23 protein-coding genes are annotated in these 24,151 nt (G+C 35.9%); 7 read left to right on the forward strand and 16 right to left on the reverse strand.

Annotation, left to right across the window (positions count from 1 at the left end; all coding sequences use genetic code 11):
- Nucleotides 1-62 precede the first annotated feature (62 nt).
- The 8 genes from ACPUVN_RS10720 to ACPUVN_RS10755 form a co-directional block, all read right to left on the reverse strand.
- Nucleotides 63-467: a CopL family metal-binding regulatory protein gene (locus tag ACPUVN_RS10720; protein ID WP_426360323.1), complete on the reverse strand. Its 405-nt coding sequence runs from the start codon at nt 465-467 to the stop codon at nt 63-65.
- 87 nt (nt 468-554) lie between these two features.
- Entirely contained in the window at nt 555-1,022 is a 468-nt protein-coding gene (locus ACPUVN_RS10725; protein ID WP_426360322.1) for a type II secretion system protein, read from the reverse strand.
- A gap of 165 nt (nt 1,023-1,187) precedes the next feature.
- On the reverse strand, nt 1,188-1,511 hold the full coding sequence (locus ACPUVN_RS10730) for a hypothetical protein (RefSeq protein WP_426360321.1): 324 nt from the start codon (nt 1,509-1,511) through the stop codon (nt 1,188-1,190).
- A 160-nt stretch (nt 1,512-1,671) separates the two neighbouring features.
- Nucleotides 1,672-2,703, reverse strand: coding sequence for a porin (locus ACPUVN_RS10735; RefSeq protein ID WP_426369072.1), 1,032 nt, complete (start codon nt 2,701-2,703; stop codon nt 1,672-1,674).
- Between the two features lie 380 nt (nt 2,704-3,083).
- Nucleotides 3,084-3,527: an IS200/IS605 family transposase gene (gene tnpA / locus ACPUVN_RS10740; RefSeq protein ID WP_426369073.1), complete on the reverse strand. Its 444-nt coding sequence runs from the start codon at nt 3,525-3,527 to the stop codon at nt 3,084-3,086.
- Between the two features lie 66 nt (nt 3,528-3,593).
- Entirely contained in the window at nt 3,594-4,874 is a 1,281-nt protein-coding gene (locus ACPUVN_RS10745) for a TRAP transporter large permease (RefSeq protein WP_426360319.1), read from the reverse strand.
- Nucleotides 4,874-5,392 carry a TRAP transporter small permease subunit gene (locus tag ACPUVN_RS10750; protein ID WP_426360318.1) on the reverse strand — a complete coding sequence of 173 codons (519 nt, stop codon included), beginning with the start codon at nt 5,390-5,392 and terminating at the stop codon, nt 4,874-4,876. Before ACPUVN_RS10750 ends, ACPUVN_RS10745 begins: the two co-directional genes overlap by 1 nt.
- Before the next feature lie 62 nt (nt 5,393-5,454).
- The gene (locus ACPUVN_RS10755; protein WP_426360316.1) at nt 5,455-6,528 is read right to left on the reverse strand and encodes a TRAP transporter substrate-binding protein; all 1,074 of its coding nucleotides are present in this window, start codon (nt 6,526-6,528) and stop codon (nt 5,455-5,457) included.
- Nucleotides 6,529-6,912: 384 nt separating this feature from the next.
- Here ACPUVN_RS10755 and ACPUVN_RS10760 point away from each other — a divergent pair, with 384 nt between their 5' ends.
- Both ACPUVN_RS10760 and ACPUVN_RS10765 read left to right on the forward strand, forming a co-directional pair.
- Nucleotides 6,913-8,214 carry a cache domain-containing protein gene (locus ACPUVN_RS10760; protein ID WP_426369074.1) on the forward strand — a complete coding sequence of 434 codons (1,302 nt, stop codon included), beginning with the start codon at nt 6,913-6,915 and terminating at the stop codon, nt 8,212-8,214.
- Complete coding sequence (locus tag ACPUVN_RS10765) at nt 8,204-8,851, forward strand: response regulator (RefSeq protein ID WP_426360313.1); 648 nt, start codon at nt 8,204-8,206, stop codon at nt 8,849-8,851. Before ACPUVN_RS10760 ends, ACPUVN_RS10765 begins: the two co-directional genes overlap by 11 nt.
- A gap of 216 nt (nt 8,852-9,067) precedes the next feature.
- On the opposite strand, the gene ACPUVN_RS10770 is transcribed toward ACPUVN_RS10765, so the two are convergent.
- Entirely contained in the window at nt 9,068-9,250 is a 183-nt protein-coding gene (locus tag ACPUVN_RS10770) for a hypothetical protein (protein WP_426360312.1), read from the reverse strand.
- Between the two features lie 71 nt (nt 9,251-9,321).
- On the opposite strand from ACPUVN_RS10770, the gene ACPUVN_RS10775 reads away from it, so the two are divergent.
- Complete coding sequence (locus tag ACPUVN_RS10775; protein ID WP_426360311.1) at nt 9,322-10,284, forward strand: DnaJ C-terminal domain-containing protein; 963 nt, start codon at nt 9,322-9,324, stop codon at nt 10,282-10,284.
- Between the two features lie 47 nt (nt 10,285-10,331).
- Here ACPUVN_RS10775 and ACPUVN_RS10780 read toward each other — a convergent pair whose 3' ends face one another.
- Nucleotides 10,332-10,934: a DNA-J related domain-containing protein gene (locus ACPUVN_RS10780; protein ID WP_426369075.1), complete on the reverse strand. Its 603-nt coding sequence runs from the start codon at nt 10,932-10,934 to the stop codon at nt 10,332-10,334.
- Nucleotides 10,935-11,002: 68 nt separating this feature from the next.
- The gene (locus ACPUVN_RS10785; RefSeq protein WP_426369076.1) at nt 11,003-11,773 is read right to left on the reverse strand and encodes a Crp/Fnr family transcriptional regulator; all 771 of its coding nucleotides are present in this window, start codon (nt 11,771-11,773) and stop codon (nt 11,003-11,005) included.
- Between the two features lie 355 nt (nt 11,774-12,128).
- Here ACPUVN_RS10785 and dnaK point away from each other — a divergent pair, with 355 nt between their 5' ends.
- Together dnaK and ACPUVN_RS10795 are read left to right on the forward strand one after the other, a co-directional pair.
- Entirely contained in the window at nt 12,129-14,015 is a 1,887-nt protein-coding gene (gene dnaK, locus ACPUVN_RS10790) for a molecular chaperone DnaK (RefSeq protein ID WP_426360307.1), read from the forward strand.
- Nucleotides 14,016-14,278: 263 nt separating this feature from the next.
- Entirely contained in the window at nt 14,279-15,277 is a 999-nt protein-coding gene (locus ACPUVN_RS10795; RefSeq protein WP_426360306.1) for a 2-hydroxyacid dehydrogenase, read from the forward strand.
- 152 nt (nt 15,278-15,429) lie between these two features.
- On the opposite strand, the gene ACPUVN_RS10800 is transcribed toward ACPUVN_RS10795, so the two are convergent.
- Genes ACPUVN_RS10800 through ACPUVN_RS10810 form a run of 3 tightly spaced genes read right to left on the reverse strand, consistent with a single transcriptional unit; the run spans nt 15,430 to nt 17,525 of the window.
- Nucleotides 15,430-16,113 (reverse strand): SCO family protein, encoded by a 684-nt coding sequence (locus ACPUVN_RS10800; protein WP_426360305.1) that lies wholly within the window; start codon nt 16,111-16,113, stop codon nt 15,430-15,432.
- Nucleotides 16,082-16,726: a toxin-antitoxin system YwqK family antitoxin gene (locus tag ACPUVN_RS10805; protein WP_426360304.1), complete on the reverse strand. Its 645-nt coding sequence runs from the start codon at nt 16,724-16,726 to the stop codon at nt 16,082-16,084. Before ACPUVN_RS10805 ends, ACPUVN_RS10800 begins: the two co-directional genes overlap by 32 nt.
- Nucleotides 16,713-17,525: a YHYH protein gene (locus ACPUVN_RS10810; protein WP_426360303.1), complete on the reverse strand. Its 813-nt coding sequence runs from the start codon at nt 17,523-17,525 to the stop codon at nt 16,713-16,715. Before ACPUVN_RS10810 ends, ACPUVN_RS10805 begins: the two co-directional genes overlap by 14 nt.
- Nucleotides 17,526-17,822: 297 nt before the next feature.
- On the opposite strand from ACPUVN_RS10810, the gene ACPUVN_RS10815 reads away from it, so the two are divergent.
- Both ACPUVN_RS10815 and ACPUVN_RS10820 read left to right on the forward strand, forming a co-directional pair.
- Nucleotides 17,823-19,373, forward strand: a complete 1,551-nt coding sequence (locus tag ACPUVN_RS10815; protein WP_426369077.1) for a cryptochrome/photolyase family protein — start codon at nt 17,823-17,825, stop codon at nt 19,371-19,373.
- Between the two features lie 169 nt (nt 19,374-19,542).
- On the forward strand, nt 19,543-19,794 hold the full coding sequence (locus tag ACPUVN_RS10820; RefSeq protein WP_426360301.1) for a TIGR03643 family protein: 252 nt from the start codon (nt 19,543-19,545) through the stop codon (nt 19,792-19,794).
- Nucleotides 19,795-19,888: 94 nt separating this feature from the next.
- On the opposite strand, the gene ACPUVN_RS10825 is transcribed toward ACPUVN_RS10820, so the two are convergent.
- Both ACPUVN_RS10825 and ppsA read right to left on the reverse strand, forming a co-directional pair.
- The gene (locus ACPUVN_RS10825) at nt 19,889-21,073 is read right to left on the reverse strand and encodes a YbfB/YjiJ family MFS transporter (RefSeq protein WP_426369078.1); all 1,185 of its coding nucleotides are present in this window, start codon (nt 21,071-21,073) and stop codon (nt 19,889-19,891) included.
- A gap of 480 nt (nt 21,074-21,553) precedes the next feature.
- Complete coding sequence (gene ppsA, locus ACPUVN_RS10830; protein WP_426369079.1) at nt 21,554-23,932, reverse strand: phosphoenolpyruvate synthase; 2,379 nt, start codon at nt 23,930-23,932, stop codon at nt 21,554-21,556.
- Nucleotides 23,933-24,151 lie beyond the last annotated feature (219 nt).

Below are 24,151 nucleotides of genomic sequence, written 5' to 3' on the forward strand. Positions count from 1 at the left end.
AAAGCCAAATACAGAGATAAAATAGTTAAGTGAGTCAAATTCTAGACACACTTATTCTGTAGTTAACTTAGTATAGGAGGTCTATATAAAGAGGTTGGGATCTGACTTTGGATTTGTACAGGTAAAGCGTAAATTTTTGCAGCTATATCAACAACTACATCATTACTTATATTTCTGTGTATTGAGAATAAAGGTGAACAACCGCTCGTAAAGCAATTACAAAAACTGTCGCAGCAATCGTCATCTGAAGGTTCAGACTCATTGTTAAGATCATTACCCATAGTGTTTTGGCTATGATCCATCATTGACATGCTAGTACTTTGGTCTGAACTTTGTTCTTGATGCATGCTACTCATATTTTCCATACTCATCATATGATAAGACATAACAGTAGACGCCATTGCCTGACCGAAAAAGGTCAAACAGATAAGCAATACCATTAATGTTTTAGAAAAATGTTGGAACACAAGTCACCAAAGAATAAGTTAATTGATGTAATGATACATTAAAATGCTGATGATTCAATGCAGATCACTGATTAGAGTTTACAAAAATTAATTTGTGCATCCCGATATCGTTAAGTCTGGGCGTTCGCCTTTGACTGCACCCGTGTATACCAGTTTACAAACATCACTACTGACTATTTCAGTTGATGTCATATCTTCAGTATCGCTTGTTCGTGTAAAAGTAATGGCAGGATTAGAGCCTGAAAGTTCCCAGTCATCGTCATTAAGATCAATCAGTAATTTTAAATTGCTTTGAGTCGCATAAGGATAGCCATATCTGATCCTTATACCTGATGGCAGATTTTCATCGGCAAAGTCACCAAGCTGATTAATTTTGGCTTTAGCAAAAGTGAATGATGATGCTGTTTCTAAAGTTGCTTTCAAGCCATTCATGGTTGCTTGTTTTGCGTCATCTTGTAAGTTTATAAATTTAGGTAAGGCGACCGCAGATAGAATACCCAAAATAACAATAACCACAACTAGTTCAATTAATGTGAATCCTAACTGTTTTTTCATAAGATATTACAACCTTTAACGACTTAGTTTCTAACTCATACATTTATTTTAACCTTAATATAAATACCCATTCAAGATATATAATATACAATAAAGGCTTTATGAAAATTCGCCGTGATATTAAAGGTCATATATTTAGGCTTTGACAATATTTAGAGAGAGAGATTATTGATTTATTTCTTTATATTCTAACCATAGTAGAAACTCTTGATATTGCGAGGTATTATTTTCTTTATGTTTTTTCCAATTTTTAAATAAGGAAAATTCTTCTTTTTTCGATATTTTTGGATTAGATGGGTTAACGTCTTGATCTTGATTTTTGACTTGATCTTTAATTTGTTCTTCAGTCTTAATATTGTCAGTTTTTAGTAGGGTGAATGTACCTTTTTTACCCGTAAAAAGCCCTGGCTCTTTTTCCATTTCATTATCAGCTAACGCACCAAAGCTTGTTGTTAATAATGTAATAGCAATAAATAACGTTTGTTTCATATTTTTTCTCCAAATAACTAAGGATTGTTGAACTTTCGTTTTTAGTTTTTAGTTTTTAGTTTTTAGTTTTTAGTTTTTAGTTTTTAGTTTTTCAATAAAAGTTCAACAGCCCTTAAAAGATAGCATGTAATATCTCATGCTATCTTTGCATTAAGAATAATTAAAACTTAACTAAACCACCTAACACTAAAGCATTAAATGATTCTTGATCATCTGTATCGCCTTTCGTTGCTTGCGCCCATAATTGAACACCCGCTAAAGGTTTAAAGTTATACGCTAACGTTGTACGTGTATGATCTGCACCAGATATACCAGCAGCATCTTCCGAGCTGTAGTTACCCATACTAATACTTACTGCATGTTTGTCTTTAGTATAACCTAACTTCCAGTTGATAAATTCTCTTTTGCTATCATCAACTTGGTCTGCTTCACCGTAAGTTGCAGTAAAGTTAACGCCTGATGAATGTTTATAACCGGCAAGAGCACCTCTTCCTTCAGTAGCACCAAAGAAGCCTGCTGTACCATTTTCATCAATATCTGCTTGTGGATCTTCATCACGATCAACATCACCGTAATCAACATTCCAAACATTTACACGCCAGCCATTTGCCACATATTTAATTGCAACTTCGTAGCCGCTTGCTTCACTCATTTGTGCGTAGAATTTAGCACCTTCTAAAAAAGTAGGTGATTCATAAATAATGCGTTCATTAAAGATAGATTGAGCTTGTACGAAAGGTGTTTGACTATCAGTATCAGGACCACGACGACTCGCACCGAAACGTTGGCTCATACCTAATGGATCTGACCACCAAGTGCCCGATTGATCGACATCAGAAATGATCCAAGTAATACCTGCACCTGTACCTAATTTTACTTTACCAAAATCACCAGAAACAGATAACTCTTGAATACGTGTACGAGAATTACCTTCAGCATGAAGAATACTAGAAACCCCTTCATCTAAACCCACTTCTAATTGAGCGCCAAACTTCAAATTTCCATAATCAAACGTACCTTTAAAACCAAAGTTTGATTCTGCAAATTCATGACGACCAAAATAGACATCTTTCGATGTGTCATCTTTAAGCATGTTATAAGTAATACGTCCGTAAACTGATACATCGGCCATAGCTGACGTAGTTGTTAACAAAGTACTGCCAAGTGCTAAAAATAGAGCTGTTTTTTTCATTTTTATATTCCCCAGTTTATGTTTACATTTGTGTTTTTATTGATTTTTATTTGTTTTCATTAAATTTCTTTGAGATTGAAACGCTTAATAACATGAATATAATGTTGTTAAATGATTCAAATAAAGTCACCTCACTGTTTATTTGGCAAGAAATTGCTTAGTACCTGCATTAATGAAGGCAATAAAGCATAGAGCGTTTTAATTGGGTTTAAGACAGGGTTTGTTGATTATATAAAGGGTTACCACTTTTCATGTTAAGCAATCACATGAAAAAGGTACCTTATAAAATCAACCAACAAACCACTGTAAAATTTAAGTAAACATCCCCGGGGCAAGCCCTTCTGCTACGCAGAACTCACTTCGTGAGCGGGGTATTTTATTTAGAATATCGCTAACTGATTATCACTGTGTAACTGTTCGTAGTTATTACCTTGGCTTTTCACATATTTTCTGATCATTGTTTCATCTCCATGCTTACCAACCGTACTGGCAAAATACCCATCAGACCAAAATTCACCACCCCATAATTGCTTTTTAACATGTGGGCATTTTTTGAAGACTTCTCTTGCTGTTAAACTTTTGATTATCGTTACAAGTTTAGTGATGCTATACATTGGTACAGACTGAACTAGAAAGTGTATGTGGTTTTCATCTGAACCTATTTCTAAAAACTTTATCTCGTAACGTTTCTCTATTTCTCTACAAGTCAAAGTAATAACTCGATCAACACCAGCATCGACAACCGCCCTTCTATACTTCGCAGGGAGGACAAGATGGTAAATCAACACTGTCACATTGTGACTTTTATGAATAAATTCGCTCATGCATCTATTTTACGCCGCAAGCGGCGGGGAATAAAACCCTAAGAGATTTAAAAAGATCAACAAACATTATGAGAAGATAAAGTATTCAGGCAAAAATAATACCAGTGCTAGAACCATTATCTGCATTAGGATAAAAGGAATTACACCTTTATATATTGTTGTTGTTTTAAGTGTGGGTGGTGCTACGCCTTTCAGATAAAAGAGACTAAAGCCAAAGGGCGGTGTTAAGAAGGACGTCTGTAAATTCATTGAAATTAAAATAGCAAACCACACTAAGTCAATTTCTAAAACCATAGCGACAGGTACCAAAATCGGTACAACTAAAAACGCTATTTCAATGAAATCAATAAAGAAGCCTAAAATTAATATTGCTAACATAGACATCAACAAGAATGTCCATTTATCGCCTGGTAAGTCTAAGAAAAACTCTTCAACAATGTATTCGCTACCTGAGTAACTAAACACCATAGAGAAAGCTGTTGCACCAATAAGTACAGCAAAGATCATTGACGTTACTTTTACAGTTTCTTTAGATACATCATTCAATTTCTTAAACGAAAAACTACGATAGAAAACAGCTAAAACAACAGATCCTAAAGCACCAATAGCGGAAGATTCTGTAGGGGTTGCGATACCTGAAAAGATTGAGCCTAAAACAGTCACGATTAGTAATAATGGTGGAACAATATCTTTTGTTGCTTGTACTAATAATTCAGCTTTAGTTTCTGTGATCACCATAGGTGGACAGTATTCAGGTTTAAACTTACCTAAAACCAAAATATAAATAGTGTAAACAACAATTAATAACATGCCTGGAAGAACAGCAGCTTTAAATAAATCGCCAACAGGAACACCCATTACATCGCCAAGGATGATCAAGATAATTGATGGAGGGATAATTTGACCTAACGTACCTGATGCACAAATAACACCAGCAGCCGTAGGTTCATGGTAGTTATTTTTAAGCATTACAGGTAAAGAGATAACACCCATTGCAACAACACTTGCGCCAACAACACCTGTAGAAGCAGCTAATAAAGCACCTACAATAATCGTTGAAATAGCAACACCGCCAGCAATACTGCCGAATAGTTTTGCAGAAGATTCAAGTAAGCGTTCAGCTAAGCCTGTTTTTTGCAGCACAATCCCCATAAAAACGAACATAGGAATTGCCATTAAGGTGGTGTTTTCCATTACGCCCATAATACGGTATGGCATAAATGAAAATAGATCTAAGCCTAAAGCAAGTACACCAACTAAAACCGATACACCAGCAAAGGTAAAGGCAACTGAATAACCAAAGAATAAAAACAGTAATGCGACTATAAATAAAATCAAACCCGTCATTATTTCTCTCCTTTTTCTGAAACAAGAGTTGAAAGGCTTTTAATTTGAGTAAGCACTACATATAAAAGACAAACGAGTAAATAAATAGATGAAACAGGAATAACACTACGGATAATCCAGCGATGAGGTAATCCACCTGGATCCGCACTTCCTTCGCCTATAGTGTAGGCTTCTAACGCATAGTCCCAGCTGAAATATAAAATTAATAACGTGAATGGTAAGGCGAAAAATAAAGAGCCTGCAATATTGATAATAGCTTGTGATTTTTTAGATAGTTGATCATAAATAACATCAACTCTTACATGGCCATCTTCTTTTAAAGTGTAGCCAATACCGAACATGAACATAGCTGCGTAAAGGTGCCATTCAAGTTCTTGCATAGCAATACTTACATCGTTGAAGAAATAACGCATTACAACATCGTAAAATACGTTCAGGATCATCAGGATCATTAATAAACTGCAGAGCGAACCAACAGCATCAATAAATTTTCTAAGAATATTTAATAAGGTTTGCATAATAATAACCTCTATAGTTACCTACTTAAGTAAAGTAAGTAACTACAGATTTGAGGGACGGACTACTTAGCGCTAAAGCTGTCTAGGTAGGCACGGTCAGAGAAGTTTGTCCAAGCACGTACTTGTTCTTGGTAGCTTTTGATAGAGTCTAAAATTTCTTGAGTTTTAGGGTCTTTGCTCGCAAAGTCAGCAAGTAATTCACTATTAGCTACTTGGATTGCGTCCATTACTGGTTTAGGGAATGTACGAATTTTAACGTTAGGATAATCTTTTTGGATAGTCGCTAAGTTTTTACCGCTTTCATGAGTTGATTGCGTGTACATATCGTATGCCGCTAACTTCATTGCTGCTGTTAAGATTTTTTGTAAATCTTCAGGTAATTTATCGTACGCTTTCTGGTTAACCATAAACTGAAGTTCAGTTGCAGGCTCATGCCAGCCAGTGTAGTAATAAGGAGCTATTTTGTGGAAACCCATACGTAAATCTAATGAAGGACCAACCCACTCTAAAGCATCAATCGTATTACGTTCTAACGCAGTGTATAGCTCACCCGATGGGATGTTTGTAGGTTTAGCACCTAACTTAGCCAATACTTCACCAGCAAAACCTGGGATACGCATTTTCAAACCTTTAAGATCTTCAACAGTGTTGATTTCTTTACGGAACCAACCGCCCATTTGGTTACCTGTGTTACCACCTGGGAACGACATAATGCCGTACTTGTCGTAAACCGACTTCATTAGCTCCATACCACCGCCATGGTAGAACCACGCGTACTGTTCAGCAGTAGTCATACCAAAAGGAACTGTAGTAAAGAACATAGTGTTAAAGTCTTTACCTTTCCAATAATATGATGCTGAATGACCCATTTGATATTGGCCATTTTTAACAAAATCGAATATACCAAAAGCAGATTTATGCTTGTTTGCAGAATCGATACGAATAGTAAAACGACCGTTAGATAATTCTTTAACTAACTTAGCCATATTCTTTGGTGCATCACCGAAAATAGGGAAGTTAGGACCCCATGTTTCAGCCAATCGCCATCTAACTTTTTCATCGCCAGCAGCATTTACCAGTCCAGAAAATGCAACTGATGCAACTAACAAAGCTTTTACAATCATTGATTTTGACATTGTAACCTTCCCCATTTTGCGCTTATCGCGCTTATTAAAGTTTATATACTGTCGCAAAAGGGAGACATTTTAACTATTCGTACAAACACTTACTTACCTACCTACTTATACGATCTATACTAGGTATTAGTACGTAGGTAACAGTACGTGCGCAGTATGTGTAGATAGTAAAGTCTCCCAATATTTGTGATTATAGTAGACTATACCAAATAAAAACGGTTATTTTCATTCAAACATGATAACCAATAGAAAAGCTCCCTGATTAATTAACAAAGGTAAATCATGACACTACCACTACGACTCCTCTATATTGCAATTTTCCAGGTGATTTTAACCTCAATAATTACCTACTATTTAGTTTCTAATGAATACCGAGAGCTTTCTGTGAAAACGGTAAAGGCACTTGAAACCTTCTTAATCAAACAGAAAGAGCAAGAGCTTCAAAACTACACCTCAATAGCCCTTACTTCTGTAGAGCACATGTACCCTCGAGACAAAAGTAACGACAATAAAGTGAAAGGCGTAGTGGCAGATATTGTTGAAAATATGCTTTATAACGGAGACGACGGATACTTCTTTATTTATGACACAAACGGCAACAGTGTTGTTCATCCTAAGCAACCTAATCGAGTAGGAAAAAGCTGGTGGGATTTAAGAGATGACAACGGCGAAATGATCATTCAGGTATTAATTAGAAATGCTCAAAAAGGCGGTGATTTTTACCGATATAACTGGTCAAAACCATCAGAAGGTCAGCCATCAGAAAAAATGGGTTACTCAACCATGATAGAACGTTGGGATTGGATGATAGGTACAGGCGTTTATTTAGATGATGTATATAAGCAACTGAATGAAACTCAAAACGAAATTAACCGCCATATCAACAGAACCAAAAAGATTATATTAGTGGTCGCCCTATCATCTATCTTCTTTATCTTCATCTTTGGTTTTGCTGTAAACCTTAGCCATAAAAGAAAGGCTGAAGAGAAAATAAACGAGCTGAGTCAACGTGTTATTGATGTACAAGAAGAAGAGAACCGTCATATATCTAGAGAATTACACGATGGTATTATTCAAATACTCGTTTCGATTAAATACTCGTTAGAGGCAACCCGACTTTCGCTTCTTAAAAACAAGCAAGATAAACCAGAGCCTCTTACTCACGCAGAAAAAAATCTTGCTTTTGCAATAAACGAAGTACGTAGGATTTCTCATCATATGCATCCTCAAGTGCTTGATGAATTAGGATTATCTGTTGCTATAGAATCTATCGCACAAGATTTTTCCAAACGCACAGGTGTAGATATTCAAGTATTTAAACCATCTTTACGAAAATTATTACCCGACTTTATCAATACGACGTTATTTAGAGTTGTTCAAGAAACATTAACGAATATTCAAAAACATGCTGAGGCCAAAAGTGTTATTATAAGCTTATCAATACAGGATCACTGGTTAACACTAACAATAAAAGATGATGGTAAAGGCTTTGAACTTCAGAACAACAATACTTCGTATGAAGGTATTGGCTTAAGAAATTTAGCTGAAAGAGTTCAATATCATAAGGGTGAGTTTGATATAAAATCATCTAAAAAAGGGACGCTGATTACCGTTAAAATACCAACAGCCAGTTTTGTAAATCATTTCAACGAAGCAACAATAAGAACGAAAAACGATGATAGATAATAATTCAAAAATTTCTGTCATGCTTGTTGATGATCACCCTATGGTACAAGGTGGTTTAACAGCATGTTTAGCATTTTATGACGATATAGAAATAGTTGGGGCTACAGATGACGGGGCAGAGGCTTTAAGTAAAGCAAAAGAGTTAAAACCTGATGTAATTATAATGGATGTCAGTATGCCAAAAATGAATGGTATAGATGCGACAGAGATTATATCGGAACAACTACCTGATACCCGCGTACTTATATTTAGCATGCACGACAGGCCAGAGTTTGTTCGTAGTGCAATTGATGCTGGTGCAAGTGGTTATGTACTAAAAGACACTTCGTCTGAAGAAGTATACTTTGCGATTAAAGCCGTAGCTAAAGGCAATACTCATTTTAGTAGTTCAATATCTAAAATGTTAATTGAAAACCCAATGAAAGCCGATAATGAAAAACTAACTACGCGTGAGCAAGTTATTCTTTCACATGTGGCGAGTGGTTTATCAAGTAAAGAAGTTGCCCGCAAATTAGATATTAGCTTTAGAACCGTTGATGCTCACCGCCGCAATATAAAAACGAAATTAAAAATAGAAACCTTGGCTGAAATGGTTAGATATGCAGTTAATCATGGATTAATCGAAAAGAATAAATAACACTCAGGTCTGTTAAGTTTCACTGCTCACTATTTAATGTTTAATGTTTAATGTTATGCAAAAGAGCAATAACAAAGCAGTTATAAAAATTAACAGACCTTATTATCAATACCCTCTACATTTACTATCAATAAAATATTTATAACCCGCTCAATACCTACCAATTAAAAGCTGCCGACTAAAAGTTACTATATATTCCTACATCGGAATGGTTTGTTAAGCATGAATCAATACAAGTAAACATTCGTCAAAATGAAGAACATCCTCGTCAATTTCTTTGTATTTAACCCATAAATAAGTATAACTGTCACATAACTGACATTCATTAATTCGAATTGTTCTATAATAACGCCATCCCATTGGCTTATGTTGTCGCCCTACTTCTGGGTAAATAGCCATACGTACTTTCTTAATCAATTAATACAAATCTGTAGTACCTAGCCTAAATGCTAGTTATGCAGGAGGTTATCGTGAATTATAAAGATTACTACAAAATTATGAACGTTGATAAAACAGCGTCTCAAGATGAAATCAAAACATCTTATCGTAAGTTAGCGCGAAAGTTTCATCCTGATGTGAGTAAAGAAAAAGATGCTGAAAGTCGTTTTAAAGATATAAACGAAGCTTACGAAGTCCTGCGCGATAAAGAAAAGCGAGCAGCTTACGACCAACTTGGTAGTAATTGGAAATCAGGACAATCAGGCTTTACGCCTCCACCTAGTTGGCAAGATCAATATGGCCGAAGTAATGGTGGATACAGTTCTGGTGGTTCTTCTACAGGAGATCAAGGCGACTTCAGTGACTTTTTTGAATCGTTATTTGGTAATGGATTTGGCGGAAATCAAGGCGCTGCAAGAGGTAGAGGTTCATATCAGAAAAAAGGACAAGACAGTAACGCCAAAATAATGATTGATATACAAGACTCTTATACGGGTGCTAGCAGAAACTTTAGTTTAAGTGATCAAATGGTGAACCAGAATAGACAATCACCACCTAAAGATCGCACGTTAAAAATCAATATCCCTAAAGGTATAAAAGCAGGACAAAAAATCCGCTTGAAAAATCAAGGTGGTCCTGGTGTCGGTGGTGCTGAAAATGGCGATCTGTATATAGAGATAGGTTTTAATCCAAACCCTTTATATGAAATTGATGGTGCCAATATAACAACCGAAGTAAACATTAGCCCATGGCAAGCAGCTTTAGGTGACAAAGTAAAAGTACCAACACCAACAGGCGCTATCGATTTAAGCTTACCTAAATTAAGTAACAGTGGTAGTAAAATGCGCTTAAAAGGCCGTGGCTTACCTTGCAAAGTAGCGGGTGATTTTTTTGTAAAACTAAAAATAGTATTACCAAAAAGCTTGTCAGCAGAAGAAGAAAACCTGTATGAATCTTTAAAAGCCTTAGCTACAGAGGATAAAGTAGAGGCTTAGCAAAAGCAGGTACTTAGATTTAACTTAACCTCTGAATTACAGAGGTTTTATAAAAGCTGATCTAACAAAGTTTTAGCTTGGCGAATTTTAGTAAACATTTCAGCGCAACCACCTTTATCAGGATGATGTTTCTGAGCGAGGTGTTTGTACTGAGTTTTAATCATTTTTGCATCTGCGTCGATGGGAAGATTCAATACATCAAGCGCCTCTTTCTTCTCATCTTGCGCCATATATTTTTGCCAGAAAGATTTAAGCAGATCATTTATTTCATCTTCTTGCGTTTCAAAATAATGTTTTGAATTTAAATAATAACTTTCTAGTGGGTCGTTAGTTTCTAGTGCGGTGCTATCTTCATTATTTAATAAGCTGGTTTCATCTACAGGTATGCGTTGTATCCGTACAAACTGAATATCAAGTGTAAAACTTCTATTATCACGATAGAATTTTTTAAAATGATAAAGAGCATGCATACACAGAAAATGAGCGCTAAATAAACCTTTAGGATCTGCTAATGAGAAGTTATCAAAAGGGACGATTTTCTTATCTTGTAAATGCTTAATTATTTGATGTTCATTTGTTAATGCAGCGTCATTTAACAAACGATCAATTTCATCAAGTATGGGAGATAAATAGGGATTTAACCTCTGCATTTAATATATAAACTCCACAACATCTGTTTATTGGTTATTAGGCTTTATTGATTAGCTTACTTGTTGGCTCATTCATGAGGTTTACTAGGTACTTTCTTAGGGAAAACTTGCGTGTATTGTGCTTCTTTTTCCAAAGCTTCTAAGTCTTTAATAATCAGTTGATTACGTTTTTTATCTATTGTGTCTTGCTTCTTCCATAACTGTAATTGTTTATTAATAACTTGTCTTACCGAGCCCGTCATTCGTGCTAGCGTTTCGTCATTTAAACCATTCACTAAATGGTGCTTATGCTCTTCTTCTTTTACGCCTGCATAAAACCTAATTTTATTAATATGCTCTAAAATAATTCGACTTAAACGTGTTGGCACATCATGTAAAATCAAATCACTGGCTTGATGCTCTTTCTCTCGCATCTTTTGTGCTAAATAAGGCATAAACTGCTGATTAAATTCGGGATAAGTCCATAACCAATGACGCATAGTCGATAACTTTACCGAAAGCAGTTTTACTGTATTTAACGGTGAAATAATCACGTCATGGGGCTGATCATCTAATAACACCATTAAATCAAAACAGTCGCCTGCATAAAGCATATCTAATGTAGCTTCACGACCTGTTTCAGGATTAGCTTGTTTGATTTCTAACTGCCCTTCTATCATCACAAAAAAGCGTTTTGTTAGAATATTCGAATCAATATAATCGCCTTTATGCCATTCGTTCAGCTGGAATTCTTGTTGAAAATCTTCTATGAGTTTTTCAGGTAAGTCAGCAAAGATATTCGCTTGTTTAACTAAAACAGGGCTAGCTTTTTGAGGAAGGTGATTAACATCTTTATTCATAGATAAAAGGGTTTGAGCCGTAATATAAACAAGTGTTTTTATTCTACCTCGTTGTCGCTATATAGCAAAAGTTAAAAAATATAACTAAGCCACCACTAATACCTAGCTCTTCAATTATTTAATTCGAAATAATAAAACTAAATGACATCAACTGTCATATTTGTGACAGAAGCATTTATCCGCCTCCCCTATTATAGCTCCACTAACCAAGCAACCTTGTATAAAGCACTTAGAAATTAAAAGTTTTATACAAGGTTGTTTAACGGAGTAAACAGCTTTACGGACAAAACCATAAAGCCGCTCCACTTTTATTAAATGCTTTTTATTAAGCTCTGTTAAGTAATAGGAAATTATTATGACTAAGATTATTGGTATTGATTTAGGTACAACAAACTCATGTGTCGCAGTAATGGAAGGTGGTAAAGCACGAATTATTGAGAATGCTGAAGGTAGCCGTACAACCCCTTCAATTGTTGCTTACGCTAACGGTGAAACATTAGCGGGACAGCCTGCAAAAAGACAAGCAGTAACAAACTCTAAAAACACATTATTTGCGATAAAACGTTTAATTGGTCGCAAGTTTGATGACAAAGAAGTACAAAAAGACATTAAGTTAGCACCTTACAAAATAGTAAAAGCTGACAACGGTGACGCTTGGGTTGAAATAGACGGTAAAGCCTTATCACCACAAGAAGTATCAGCTCAAATTTTACGTAAATTGAAAAAAGACGCTGAAGCCTATTTAGGTGAAACGGTAACCGAAGCTGTTATTACGGTGCCAGCTTACTTTAATGATTCACAACGCCAAGCAACTAAGGATGCAGGTAAAATTGCTGGCCTTAATGTTAAACGTATTATTAACGAACCAACAGCAGCTGCACTTGCTTATGGCGTTGATAAAAATAGTAAAGCAGACCAAAAGGTTGTGGTTTACGATTTAGGTGGTGGTACATTCGACGTTTCAATTATCGAAATATCTAATGTAGATGGCGAAAAACAATTTGAAGTATTAGCAACCAATGGCGATACCTTTTTAGGTGGTGAAGATTTTGATTTACGCTTAATTAATTATCTTGCTGATGAATTTAAAAAAGAAAGTGGTATTGATGTTCATCAAGATTCTTTAGCGTTGCAACGCATTAAAGAAGCCGCTGAAAAAGCCAAAATTGAATTGTCGTCAGCGTTACAAACCGATGTGAACTTACCGTACATCACGGCAGATGCGAGCGGACCTAAGCATTTAAATGTAAAAGTAACTCGCGCTAAGTTAGAGTCGTTAGTTGAAGACTTAGTTAAAAATACTATCGCCCCATGTGAACAAGCATTAAAAGATGCAGGTTTAAGTAAAGGCGACATTAGCGAAGTTATTTTGGTCGGTGGTCAAACACGTATGCCGAAAGTACAAGAAGCGGTTAAAAGCTTCTTTGGTAAAGAACCACGTAAAGATGTAAACCCAGATGAAGCTGTGGCCATAGGTGCAGCAATACAGTCAGGTGTTTTATCAGGAGCTGTAAATGATGTGTTATTGCTTGATGTAACGCCATTATCGCTCGGTATTGAAACCTTAGGCGGTGTAATGACTAAGTTAATTGAGAAAAACACCACGATACCAACTCGTGCATCTGAAACTTTCTCTACAGCTGAAGACAACCAAGCTGCAGTAACGGTTCATGTGTTACAAGGTCAACGTGAAATGGCGACAGATAATAAATCGTTAGGTCAATTTAACTTAACGGATATTAAACAAGGACCACGTGGTTCAGTTCAAGTTGAAGTAACTTTTGATATTGATGCTGATGGTATTTTAAATGTTTCTGCGAAAGACAAAGCAACAGGTAAAGAGCAGAGCATTAAAATAACGGCATCGAGCGGTTTAACAGAAGATGAAATTAATAACATGGTGAATGATGCTGAAAAACATGCCACTGAAGACAAGAAAAAACGTGAGCTAGTTGAACAGCGTAACCAAGCAGATCAATTAATTCATACTGTAGAAACGTCGATGACCAGCTTAGCTGAAGATCAACAAACGGAACTTAAAACATTAATTGAGCAACTAAAAATGGCCGTTAATGGTAGTGATAAAGAAGCAATAACTGTGCGTAAGTCGGCATTAGAAGAAGCTTATAATAACATGATGCAAGCGCAGTCTCAGCAGTCAGAGCAAGATTACAATGCAGACGACAGTGCGAGCAACGATGATGTTATAGATGCTGATTTTGAAGATGTTAGTAACGGTTAATGGTTTCTAGCTTAATGGTGAAGCTTTGATGTTTAAATTTTTAGTATTAAATATTAGCTAATATTGATTCACATCAGTAAAGAGAAAAGTAAAAAGTGTCAGACTCTTAATCGAGGTTGGCACTTTTTTTTAATTTTACATTAGCTCAAATGAAAACTACGCTTAACATGCTTCATTTAATAACAATAAAATTATACTCCTGCGTCATATTAGGCAACGTCCAAGCGACACAATACTTAAGTCATTTACCTTAGGAAATTAGCATGAAAATATGTATGTTTAGCAGTAAAGCTTATGATGAAAAATTCTTCAGCTTAAATAACTCAAACACTTCAAAAAAATTAGAAACCTCATACCTTTCATCTCATTTAAATGAAGAAACAGTCTACATGGCTGAAGGGTTTGATGTAGTTTGTTGTTTTGTAAACGATAATTTGAACGCTAAAGTGCTTACTACATTGAAAGAGCAAGGCGTGCAGCTAGTCGCTTTACGTTGTGCTGGCTTTAATAATGTAGATTTAAAAGCAGCGAAACAACTGAACCTCCCAGTTTGTAGAGTACCTGAATATTCACCTTACGCTGTAGCTGAACATGCTTGTGCTTTGATTTTGGATCTAAACAGAAATATCCACAGAGCCCATAATCGTATCAGAGAAAATGATTATTCTCTGGATGGTCTTTTAGGTTTTGATTTACATAGTAAAACTGTTGGCGTGGTGGGCGCTGGTAAAATTGGGCGTGCCTTCATCAATATAATGAACGGATTTGGCTGTAACGTGTTGGTCTATGACCCAATGTTAACCGAAACTAATGCTGAGGATAATTTCACACAAGTGACACTTGAAGAGCTATTAGCACAATCAGACATTATATCTTTGCACTGTCCGTTAACCGCAAGCACACAGCATCTTATTGATACTCAAGCTATCGATAAAATGAAACCCAACGTTATGCTTATTAATACCAGTCGTGGTGCTTTAGTAGATACAGTAGCGATTATTAAAGGGCTTAAGTTGAAGAAAATTGGTTATTTAGGTATTGATGTTTATGAAGAAGAAAGTGAAATATTCTTTGAAGACTTATCAGATACTTTTATTCAAGACGATGTGTTTGCACGATTACAAACCTTCCCTAACGTTATGATCACAGGTCATCAAGCTTTCTTCACCAAAGAAGCATTAAACAAAATAGCGCAAACCACTATAAACAACATACACAGCTACTTCATCAATAAACCTCAAGATTCAAACCTTGTTTCTTAATTTTTTTAACATACTGAGTTAGATAGAGATTATTTATTGCTGGTGGTTTACTAAAGCTTAAAAACACAAAAGCCCTTAACTCAATATTTAAGGGCTTTTGATATAACTTCTTCTGAAAGAGCTTACTCAGATAAATAGATACTTTAACTTTTCTACTTTTTTTCTTTCAAGCGTTCTTGATCTAATACTTTAATATCGCTAATTAAATGATTAACAGATGTTTTATTTAAACCATTATAAATGCCACGAATATGTCGATGCGAATCCACTAATACTAAGTTTTCAGTATGTAAAAAGTCATTATTACTCACAAACTCACCTAAATCTTCATTAGCAAAATAATCGCCACGAGCAGCAGCATAAATTTCGTCACGATCTCCTGTAATTAAATGCCATTTACCCGATTTTATTTCATGATTATCAGCATACTCTTTCAATATTTCTACTGTGTCGTTACTTGGCTGAATAGAATGAGAGATAATACCTATATTGTCATTATCTATAAAAGTCTGCTGAACCTGAAACAACTGAGAACGCATTTTAGGACAAATACCAGGACAAGAAGTAAAGAAGAAGCTAGCAACATAAATCTTATTATCAAAGGTATTTGAGGTAACATATTCTCCATCTTGATTTAGCCATTTAAAATCAGATATTTTATGGAAGTCTTTAAGCTCTGCACTGTTGGGTGTTAACCACTGCGGAGAAAAACTTGCTGAATTATAATAAGGTAAGGTTAAGACTTTATCTTGTTCAAACGCCTGCGTATTTAATGCAAGTAAAAGCCCTGTGATAATAATACTGCTACGACTGATTTTTTTTAACAAACTTTTCATCTTCTAACTCCACACACATATTCGATCGTTTTAAACCAAAAATTCGACCATTCACATATTCATAATTGCTGTATAACTTACCATTACGACGCCAAGCTTGTTGTAAGCCCACTTCTTTACCTTGCTCGTAATGCATTTTCTTAAATATTTCGCCTGTGGCATACCATTGCTGAGTATCGCCATGTACTTTCCCGTTTAAAAATGGACTAACAGAGCGTAAATGTCCGTTACTCCACCAACTTGTAGTAATACCGTTAACGATGCCTTTTGAGTATTCAGAACTAAAACTCATTTTTCCGTTAGGAAACCATTGTTTTAAAAAGCCTTGGCGAAGTCCTAACGTATAACTAGACAGCTTAGCTAATTGACCCGAAGGATAATACACAGCAACTTCACCCGTAAAAGGCGTACCTTTATATAACCGTAAACCTGTTTTTTTCGAGAGTACAATGTCGTCTTTATTAACTCGCACAACACCCGTTTGTAATGGCTGAAGAGCGGTTACTTGAGTACTGTCTTCTACAACGAATGGCAAAGAAGAAGCATAAGAAAGCGAACAAAAAGCACTACTTATTAAAGTAATAAATAGTGCTGAAGTTTTAGTTAATCGCACTTGCTGTACCTTGGTAATCACCAGGGAAAAGAATGTAATAAGCGTTTAAATATAATTCGTTTTGAATATGGTAATGATATTCAGCATCTTGAGTGAATTGAGTCGTACTTGTATGTCCGCCTGATTCATCTAAATCTGTTGGGTAATCACCTGTCGAATTACACTTACGACCATAAAGGAAAAAACCGTCAGAAATAACACCAACAAGGTTACTGTCATCTTCTGAAAACGAGATAGGCTCTAAATGGTAATGGAAACTTTGTGGACCTGTATGTGCGCCATTGTAATCTAAACTTCCTACGGCGTTATCTAATGCGATACCTGGACCTTCTTCATCGTTGTAAATAACCGAACCACTTACCGCGATACCAATAGCACCTAAACCAGTTGCAGAACTAGATGATGCTTTTTCAGGACTGTTAGCCACTGTTAACGTGTAAGTTCCTACAAAATCATCAATATTTCCAGGTGCCATTTCTTCGTACGATGTAACCGTTGGTTCAACAAATAGCTCATGATCTGAAGACCAATATGGCGATGTATGATTAGGTAAACCATTCGTTTCTATAATAACGTTATCACCACTAAGGACAACTTCAACATTATCACTATCAAATTCATAGTAAGCACTATGCAATATTCCTGTTGTTAATGGAGTATCTGTATCCGTGTCAGTATCTACTTCAACTTCTACCTCAGTTTCACTCGCAGTATCTGTATCTTCACTACTGCTATTACACGCTGACAATCCTAGAAAAGATAGAATTAATAATAAGTTAATGGTTTTAGATGATTTCATAATTGACCTTTTTTATATCAAAATAATTTAGTGGTTAATCTTATTGGTGATAATTCTAAACCTTGAATGTGCAAACAAAGTGTAAAGATAAGTAAAGTTGTAAGTTAAACGAAAATAGTTAAGTTCTTTAATCATAAGCCCCTGTATTAATGAGAAATAAAAACTTAATGTAAAATAAAAATATATTTATATTGATCGAAACGTTATCAATTTAAGTATTGAGTAAAATAATTAATGCGCACTTTAACCTCCCTTTAACATGACTATTTAAGTGCGAGCGAAAAACAAGGTGAATAAATGAAAGCTAAACACCTCAGGCTTATTTTAGGTGACCAACTCAACCCTATGCATACTTGGTTTGAAACAATAAGCGATGATGTTATTTATGTAATCGCCGAACTTCACCAAGAAGCTACTTACACTAAACATCATATTCAGAAAATAACCGCCTTTTTCGCAGCGATGGAAGACTTTGCCAAATACCTGAAGACACAAGGTCATCAAGTTTGTTATTTAACCTTAGACGATACACAAGAATACACATCGATTAATCAGCTAATTCATAAGTTAACGAAAACATATGCTAGTGAAACATTTACCTACCAACAGCCTGACGAATATAGGCTACGAGTACAGTTAGCTGAATTATCAGAGCAACTTACACTACCTGTGTATGAAGTAGACACTGAACATTTTTTATTGCCTTTCAATGAAATACCTACACACTTTGGCGTACAAACGCATGTAAGAATGGAAGGCTTTTATCGTTACATGCGTAAGCATTTTTCTATACTCATGGAAGGCACTAAACCTGAAGGTGGAGCTTGGAATTTTGATTCCAATAATCGTCAATCCTTTAAAAAGTCAGATTTACAGTCAATTCCTCAACCACTCATCTTTGATAATCCCGCGGAGAGCTATTTAGCACGAATAGAAAAGCACAAAATTAACACCATGGGCAAGGCTTCTTCTAATGTCGCTTATCCTATAAATCGCGAGCAATCTTTAACACTGCTCGATTACTTTTGTAAAAATCAATTGCCAAACTTTGGTAACTTTCAAGACGCTATGACACAAGCATCGCCTTACTCTTGGAGCTTGTATCATTCACGTTTAAGCTTTTCACTCAATTGTAAAATGATAAGCTCTGCAGAAGTAATTCAAACCGCATTAACTGCTTACCGAAAATCAGAAGGTGCTATAACCCTTAACCAAATAGAAGGCTTTGCTAGGCAAATTTTAGGTTGGCGAGAATATGTTCGTGGCATGTATTGGATCAATATGCCGAATTACGCGCAGCAAAACTTTTTCAATGCTCAACGTAACCTTCCTAACTGGTTTTGGAATGGCGAGACAGACATGAATTGTTTAAAGCATGCTATATCTCAGTCGCTAGAACATGCTTATGCTCATCATATTCAACGATTAATGATCACAGGTAATTTCGCCTTACTCGCAGGCATAGCACCAGATCAAGTAGATGAATGGTATTTAGGTATATACATAGACGCGATTGAGTGGGTTGAACTACCCAATACTCGCAGTATGGCATTGTTTGCCGATGGTGGTTGGATTGCGACAAAGCCTTATTCAGCTAGTGGTAATTACGTCAATAAGATGAGTGATTATTGTAAAAGCTGCCGTTATAACGTAAAGGAAAAACTAGGTGACTCTGCCTGCCCATTGAATAGCCTGTACTGGAATTTTATTGGCGAAAATTACGATAAGCTTTCAACGAATCCAAGAATGAGCTTTCCCGTTCGTAACTGGGATAAAATGCAAGAAGATCAAAAGATTGAAATTAAAGAAAAAGCAACTCAGCTGCTCAATAACATAGAGCATTTATAAACACATAAACTTCTTTCGTGTAAAAGCCTAATTAAATTTAACCCTGAAAGATAAACAGACCCTAGGCATTTTTATTATTTTCATACTGATCTTTATTATTGTGCACTTCGTATTTCTCATTAATACGTTGAAAAACTCTAGATTAGAATTAAAAAATAGGATGGTATTTATGTTATTAAGCCAAGAAGATGAGTCAAGAATTATAGAAATGGCTTGGGAAGATAGAACGCCCTTTGAAGCGATTGATCTGCAGTTTAAAATGCAAGAGCCTGATGTTATAAAGTTTATGCGCAATAAGTTAAAACCTAGAAGCTTCAAAACATGGCGAGAAAGAGTTAGCGGTCGTAATACAAAACATCTCAAGCTAAGAAGTAAAGAGATCACACGAGGCTACTGCCCTACACAATACAAAAACCGTTAATAAAAAACACCATAACGCCTAATGATTTATTGTAATAATTTAGGCATATATGGTATTAATTTAAGTATTGTTCTTTGAAAGCTAAATACCTATTTTAAATATTTGGCTTCAAATGCTTTAATTTACAGTTAGCAAAAACAAGTAATAATATGCCAATAAAAACAATAAATGCGGTTAAGTACAATGCAGGGCTATAACTGTTAAAATATTCAATAAAGGCAATACAATATAACGGCGCTACTATTTGTCCTAAGCCATAAGCCGCGGTAATTGCGCCCATAATAAATACTGGATTTTTATTCGCTAATTGCCCACCGTAGTTCATAAACAAAGCAACTAAACCTATAAACGTTGCACCAAATAATATACCACTGACTAAATTGAAATAGATGTTTGCTGAGAACGTAGGAATTAATATACCGACTATTTGCAGCAACATAGCGGCTATCATAATATTAATACTGCCAAACCTATGAGCCAATCGCATCCAGAGGATACTAGCGGGAATTCCCGCAATACCTACAGCTAACCAAGTGTAGCCACCGTAACCCTCTAAACCTTCTAGAGAATTTACAATGTCAGGTAAGAAAGTCGCCTGAACCACCATACCAACGCCTTCGGTAAAGTAAGCTAAAATAAGTACAATCACTAAAGGTGAAAACAAGGTTTTATCAAATTTATGCTTTACAATATTCGCTTTCGGCTCTTTATCGAATGATAAAATATAAGCGGAGTAAGCAGAAAAAATAGTGCCGAATAAAGCTAATATCAACCAAGCATCTTGCCAATTCCCACCGAAATAAAACACCGCTCGCATAAGCAAATCGGTAATAACAATTGAAAAACCCAAACCACTAAAATGAATACCCATCGCTTTAGTTTTGTTCGTGTCTTTTAGCTTCAACATGACAATGGCTGATCCAACCACAAGTGCCATAGCCGCACCAAAACCAGCTAAATATCTTGAAATACCCCAAACTAGATTGTTTTCGCTAATACCTAAAAGCAACGAAGTAACAACACATAAAACTAAACCTATTTTGAAAAATCTGACCTTACTATGAATATCTTTAATAAAAATAGAAAACAATGAACCTGATAAATACCCTGCATAATTAATGGACGCTAAAATACCTGCAAAAGATATTGTAATAAAATCATCAAGCATAGGGGGTAATAACGAAGTAAAAACGAAACGTGCAACGCCCACACCTACGGTTAATGCGAGTATTCCAGCCAGTAAAATTGACGTATTATTATTTCTATCGAACAAAAACATAGTTTATTCTAATGAGGAAAAGGTAATCTTTTACCATCGTATAACTATTAGTGAACTAAGGACAAATCATTAAAGCTTATGAGTGTTATAAAGTTTTGATATGACAACATGAATGAAAGTTAGTGAAGATTAACGGTATAAGCATTTAACCTAAATTATAGTTAAAAGTAGCAAGAACAAATGATTACTTATCATTGTCAAAAGATATTAATAATTGAAGAAAGTCTTTGTTGAAAGGGAAACACTGCTGATTGTACGATAAATAAACAGCTGGATAAGTGGATTTACTTTATCTCTATGTGAAGCGAATACCATGTAAACTGAACGACATAAATTTATAAGGATTGTAGTGACGAAGCATGCGATAACAGTCTGATATAAGTGCAATAACAATGCAGCTTGCACTGTTATCGCTAAGCGCTTAACTCATATAAAAAAACAAGTTAAGCGCAGTACAAACTAAATACAAAATATATGTAATTAGGCTTTATTATGTTCTTCAGCCAAATATAACCAAGTAGGTATAACCGTATCAGGATTTAACGATACGCTATCAATCCCCTGCTCTACTAACCAAGCAGCAAAATCTTTGTGATCGCTTGGACCTTGACCACAAATACCCACGTACTTACCTCGTGCTTTACAGGCTTTAATTGCCATAGCTAATAACACTTTAATTGCAGGGTCACGCTCATCAAATAAATGTGCGATTAAACCTGAATCTCGGTCTAAACCAAGTGTTAACTGAGTTAAATCGTTAGAGCCAATTGAAAAACCATCAAAGTGATCTAAAAACTGATCAGCAAGCAAAGCGTTTGAAGGCAGCTCACACATCATAATAATTCTTAAACCATTTTCGCCACGTTTCAAACCGTGTTCAGCAAGAATTTCGATGACTTGTGTTGCTTCTTCAAGTGTACGAACAAATGGGATCATCACTTCAACGTTCGTTAAGCCCATGTCGTTACGTACACGTTTAATTGCTTCACACTCTAAAGCAAAACACTCACGGAAATCTTTAGAGATATAACGTGCTGCTCCACGGTAACCAATCATTGGGTTTTCTTCTTCTGGCTCGTATTCTTCTCCGCCGACTAAATTAGCGTATTCGTTAGACTTAAAGTCTGACATACGAACAATCACTTTTTCAGGAGAGTAAGCGGCAGCTAAAGTAGAAATACCTTCAGTTAACTTAGTAATGTAGAATTCTACAGGGCTATCGTAACCCGCGATAATATCGGTAATTTCTTCTTTTAAATCTTCAGATAGCGTATCAAAATTAATAAGCGCTTTAGGATGCACACCAATCATTTTGTTAATAATAAATTCTAAACGCGCTAAACCAATACCTGAATGAGGTAAACGAGCGAAAGCAAATGCTCTGTCTGGGTTACCGACATTCATCATAACTTTTAATGGTAGCTCAGGCATTTTATCAACTTCAGAAGTATTCACTTTAAAGTCTAATTGTCCTTCATAAATGAAGCCTGTATCACCTTCAGCACACGACACAGTAATTTTGTCGCCATTCGCTATTTTACTTGTTGCATCACCACAACCTACAACCGCTGGAATACCCATTTCGCGAGCTATAATCGCCGCATGGCACGTACGGCCACCACGATTAGTAACAATAGCAGAAGCTCGTTTCATGATAGGTTCCCAGTCAGGGTCTGTCATGTCAGTAACTAATACATCTCCTGGTTGGATCTTGTCCATTTCAGCTAATGAACCAAGTACTTTAGCTTCACCGCTACCAATTTTTTGACCAATAGAACGACCTTCACACACAACTTTCGCTGTTTCTTGTAACTGGAACTGTTCTATTACATTGGTATTTTCACGACTACGTACTGTTTCAGGACGAGCTTGAACAATATACAACTTACCGTCTAAGCCATCTTTAGCCCATTCGATATCCATAGGACGTTGGTAATGTTTTTCAATAATAACGGCTTGTTTAGCCAATTCCATCACTTCGTCATCAGTTAATGAGAAACGATTTGATTGTGCTTCATCTACATCAACAATCTCAACTTGTTTACCGTGTTCAGGATTGTCGGCATAAATCATCTTGATAGCTTTACTACCAATATTACGACGCACAACCGCTGGTTTTCCTTTAGCTAACGTCGGTTTATGTACATAGAATTCGTCAGGGTTAACAGCGCCTTGAACAACCATTTCACCCAGACCTAAGCTTGAAGTAACAAATACCACATCTTCAAAACCAGACTCAGTATCGATAGAGAACATAACACCACTTGATGCAATATCACTTCTAACCATACGCTGAATACCAGCTGAAAGCGCCACACCACGGTGATCGTAGCCTTGGTGAACACGGTATGAAATAGCACGGTCGTTGAATAACGAAGCAAAAACATGCTTGATAGCAATCATTACAGCATCAAGACCACGTACATTTAAGAAGGTCTCTTGTTGACCGGCGAAAGAAGCATCAGGCATATCTTCTGCAGTTGCTGAAGATCGAACAGCAAAAGAAGCTTCGCTTGAGAATTCACCTGCAAGTTTATCGTAAGACAATTCAATGTCGGCTTGCATTTGAGGTAAGAAAGGAGTGTCAATAATCCATTGACGAATAGTAGCACCACACTCGCCAAGCGCATTAAGATCGCCTACATCGAGAGTGTCTAGAAGTTTATAAATTTTGTCGTTCAAACCGCTTTGCTCTAAAAACTCGTTAAAAGCAAACGAAGTAGTAGCAAAACCACCGGGTACCTGCACGCCAACATTGGCTAGGTTAGAAATCATTTCGCCTAATGATGCATTTTTACCGCCTACGCGATCAACATCATTCATTCCAAGTTCTTCATACCAAAGTACATATTCTTGCACGACAACATCTCCAAAATTATTTAATAAAAGTGTATAGTTAAATAACTTTATGCAAATAAAACAGTCGCATACGACAAGTTACTTAGGTATAAACTTTATTCTCAAACGATTGGTTATTTTTGTTCTAACCTTAACCGTTTCGTGTTTAAATAATAATGACTGATGTTTCTAGAGTAAATATTCTACACTGTGAATTTAGAAATGGGAACCCCTTTTGTA

This window comes from Pseudocolwellia antarctica (assembly GCF_049933045.1).
Taxonomy (GTDB): Bacteria; Pseudomonadota; Gammaproteobacteria; order Enterobacterales; family Alteromonadaceae; genus Pseudocolwellia.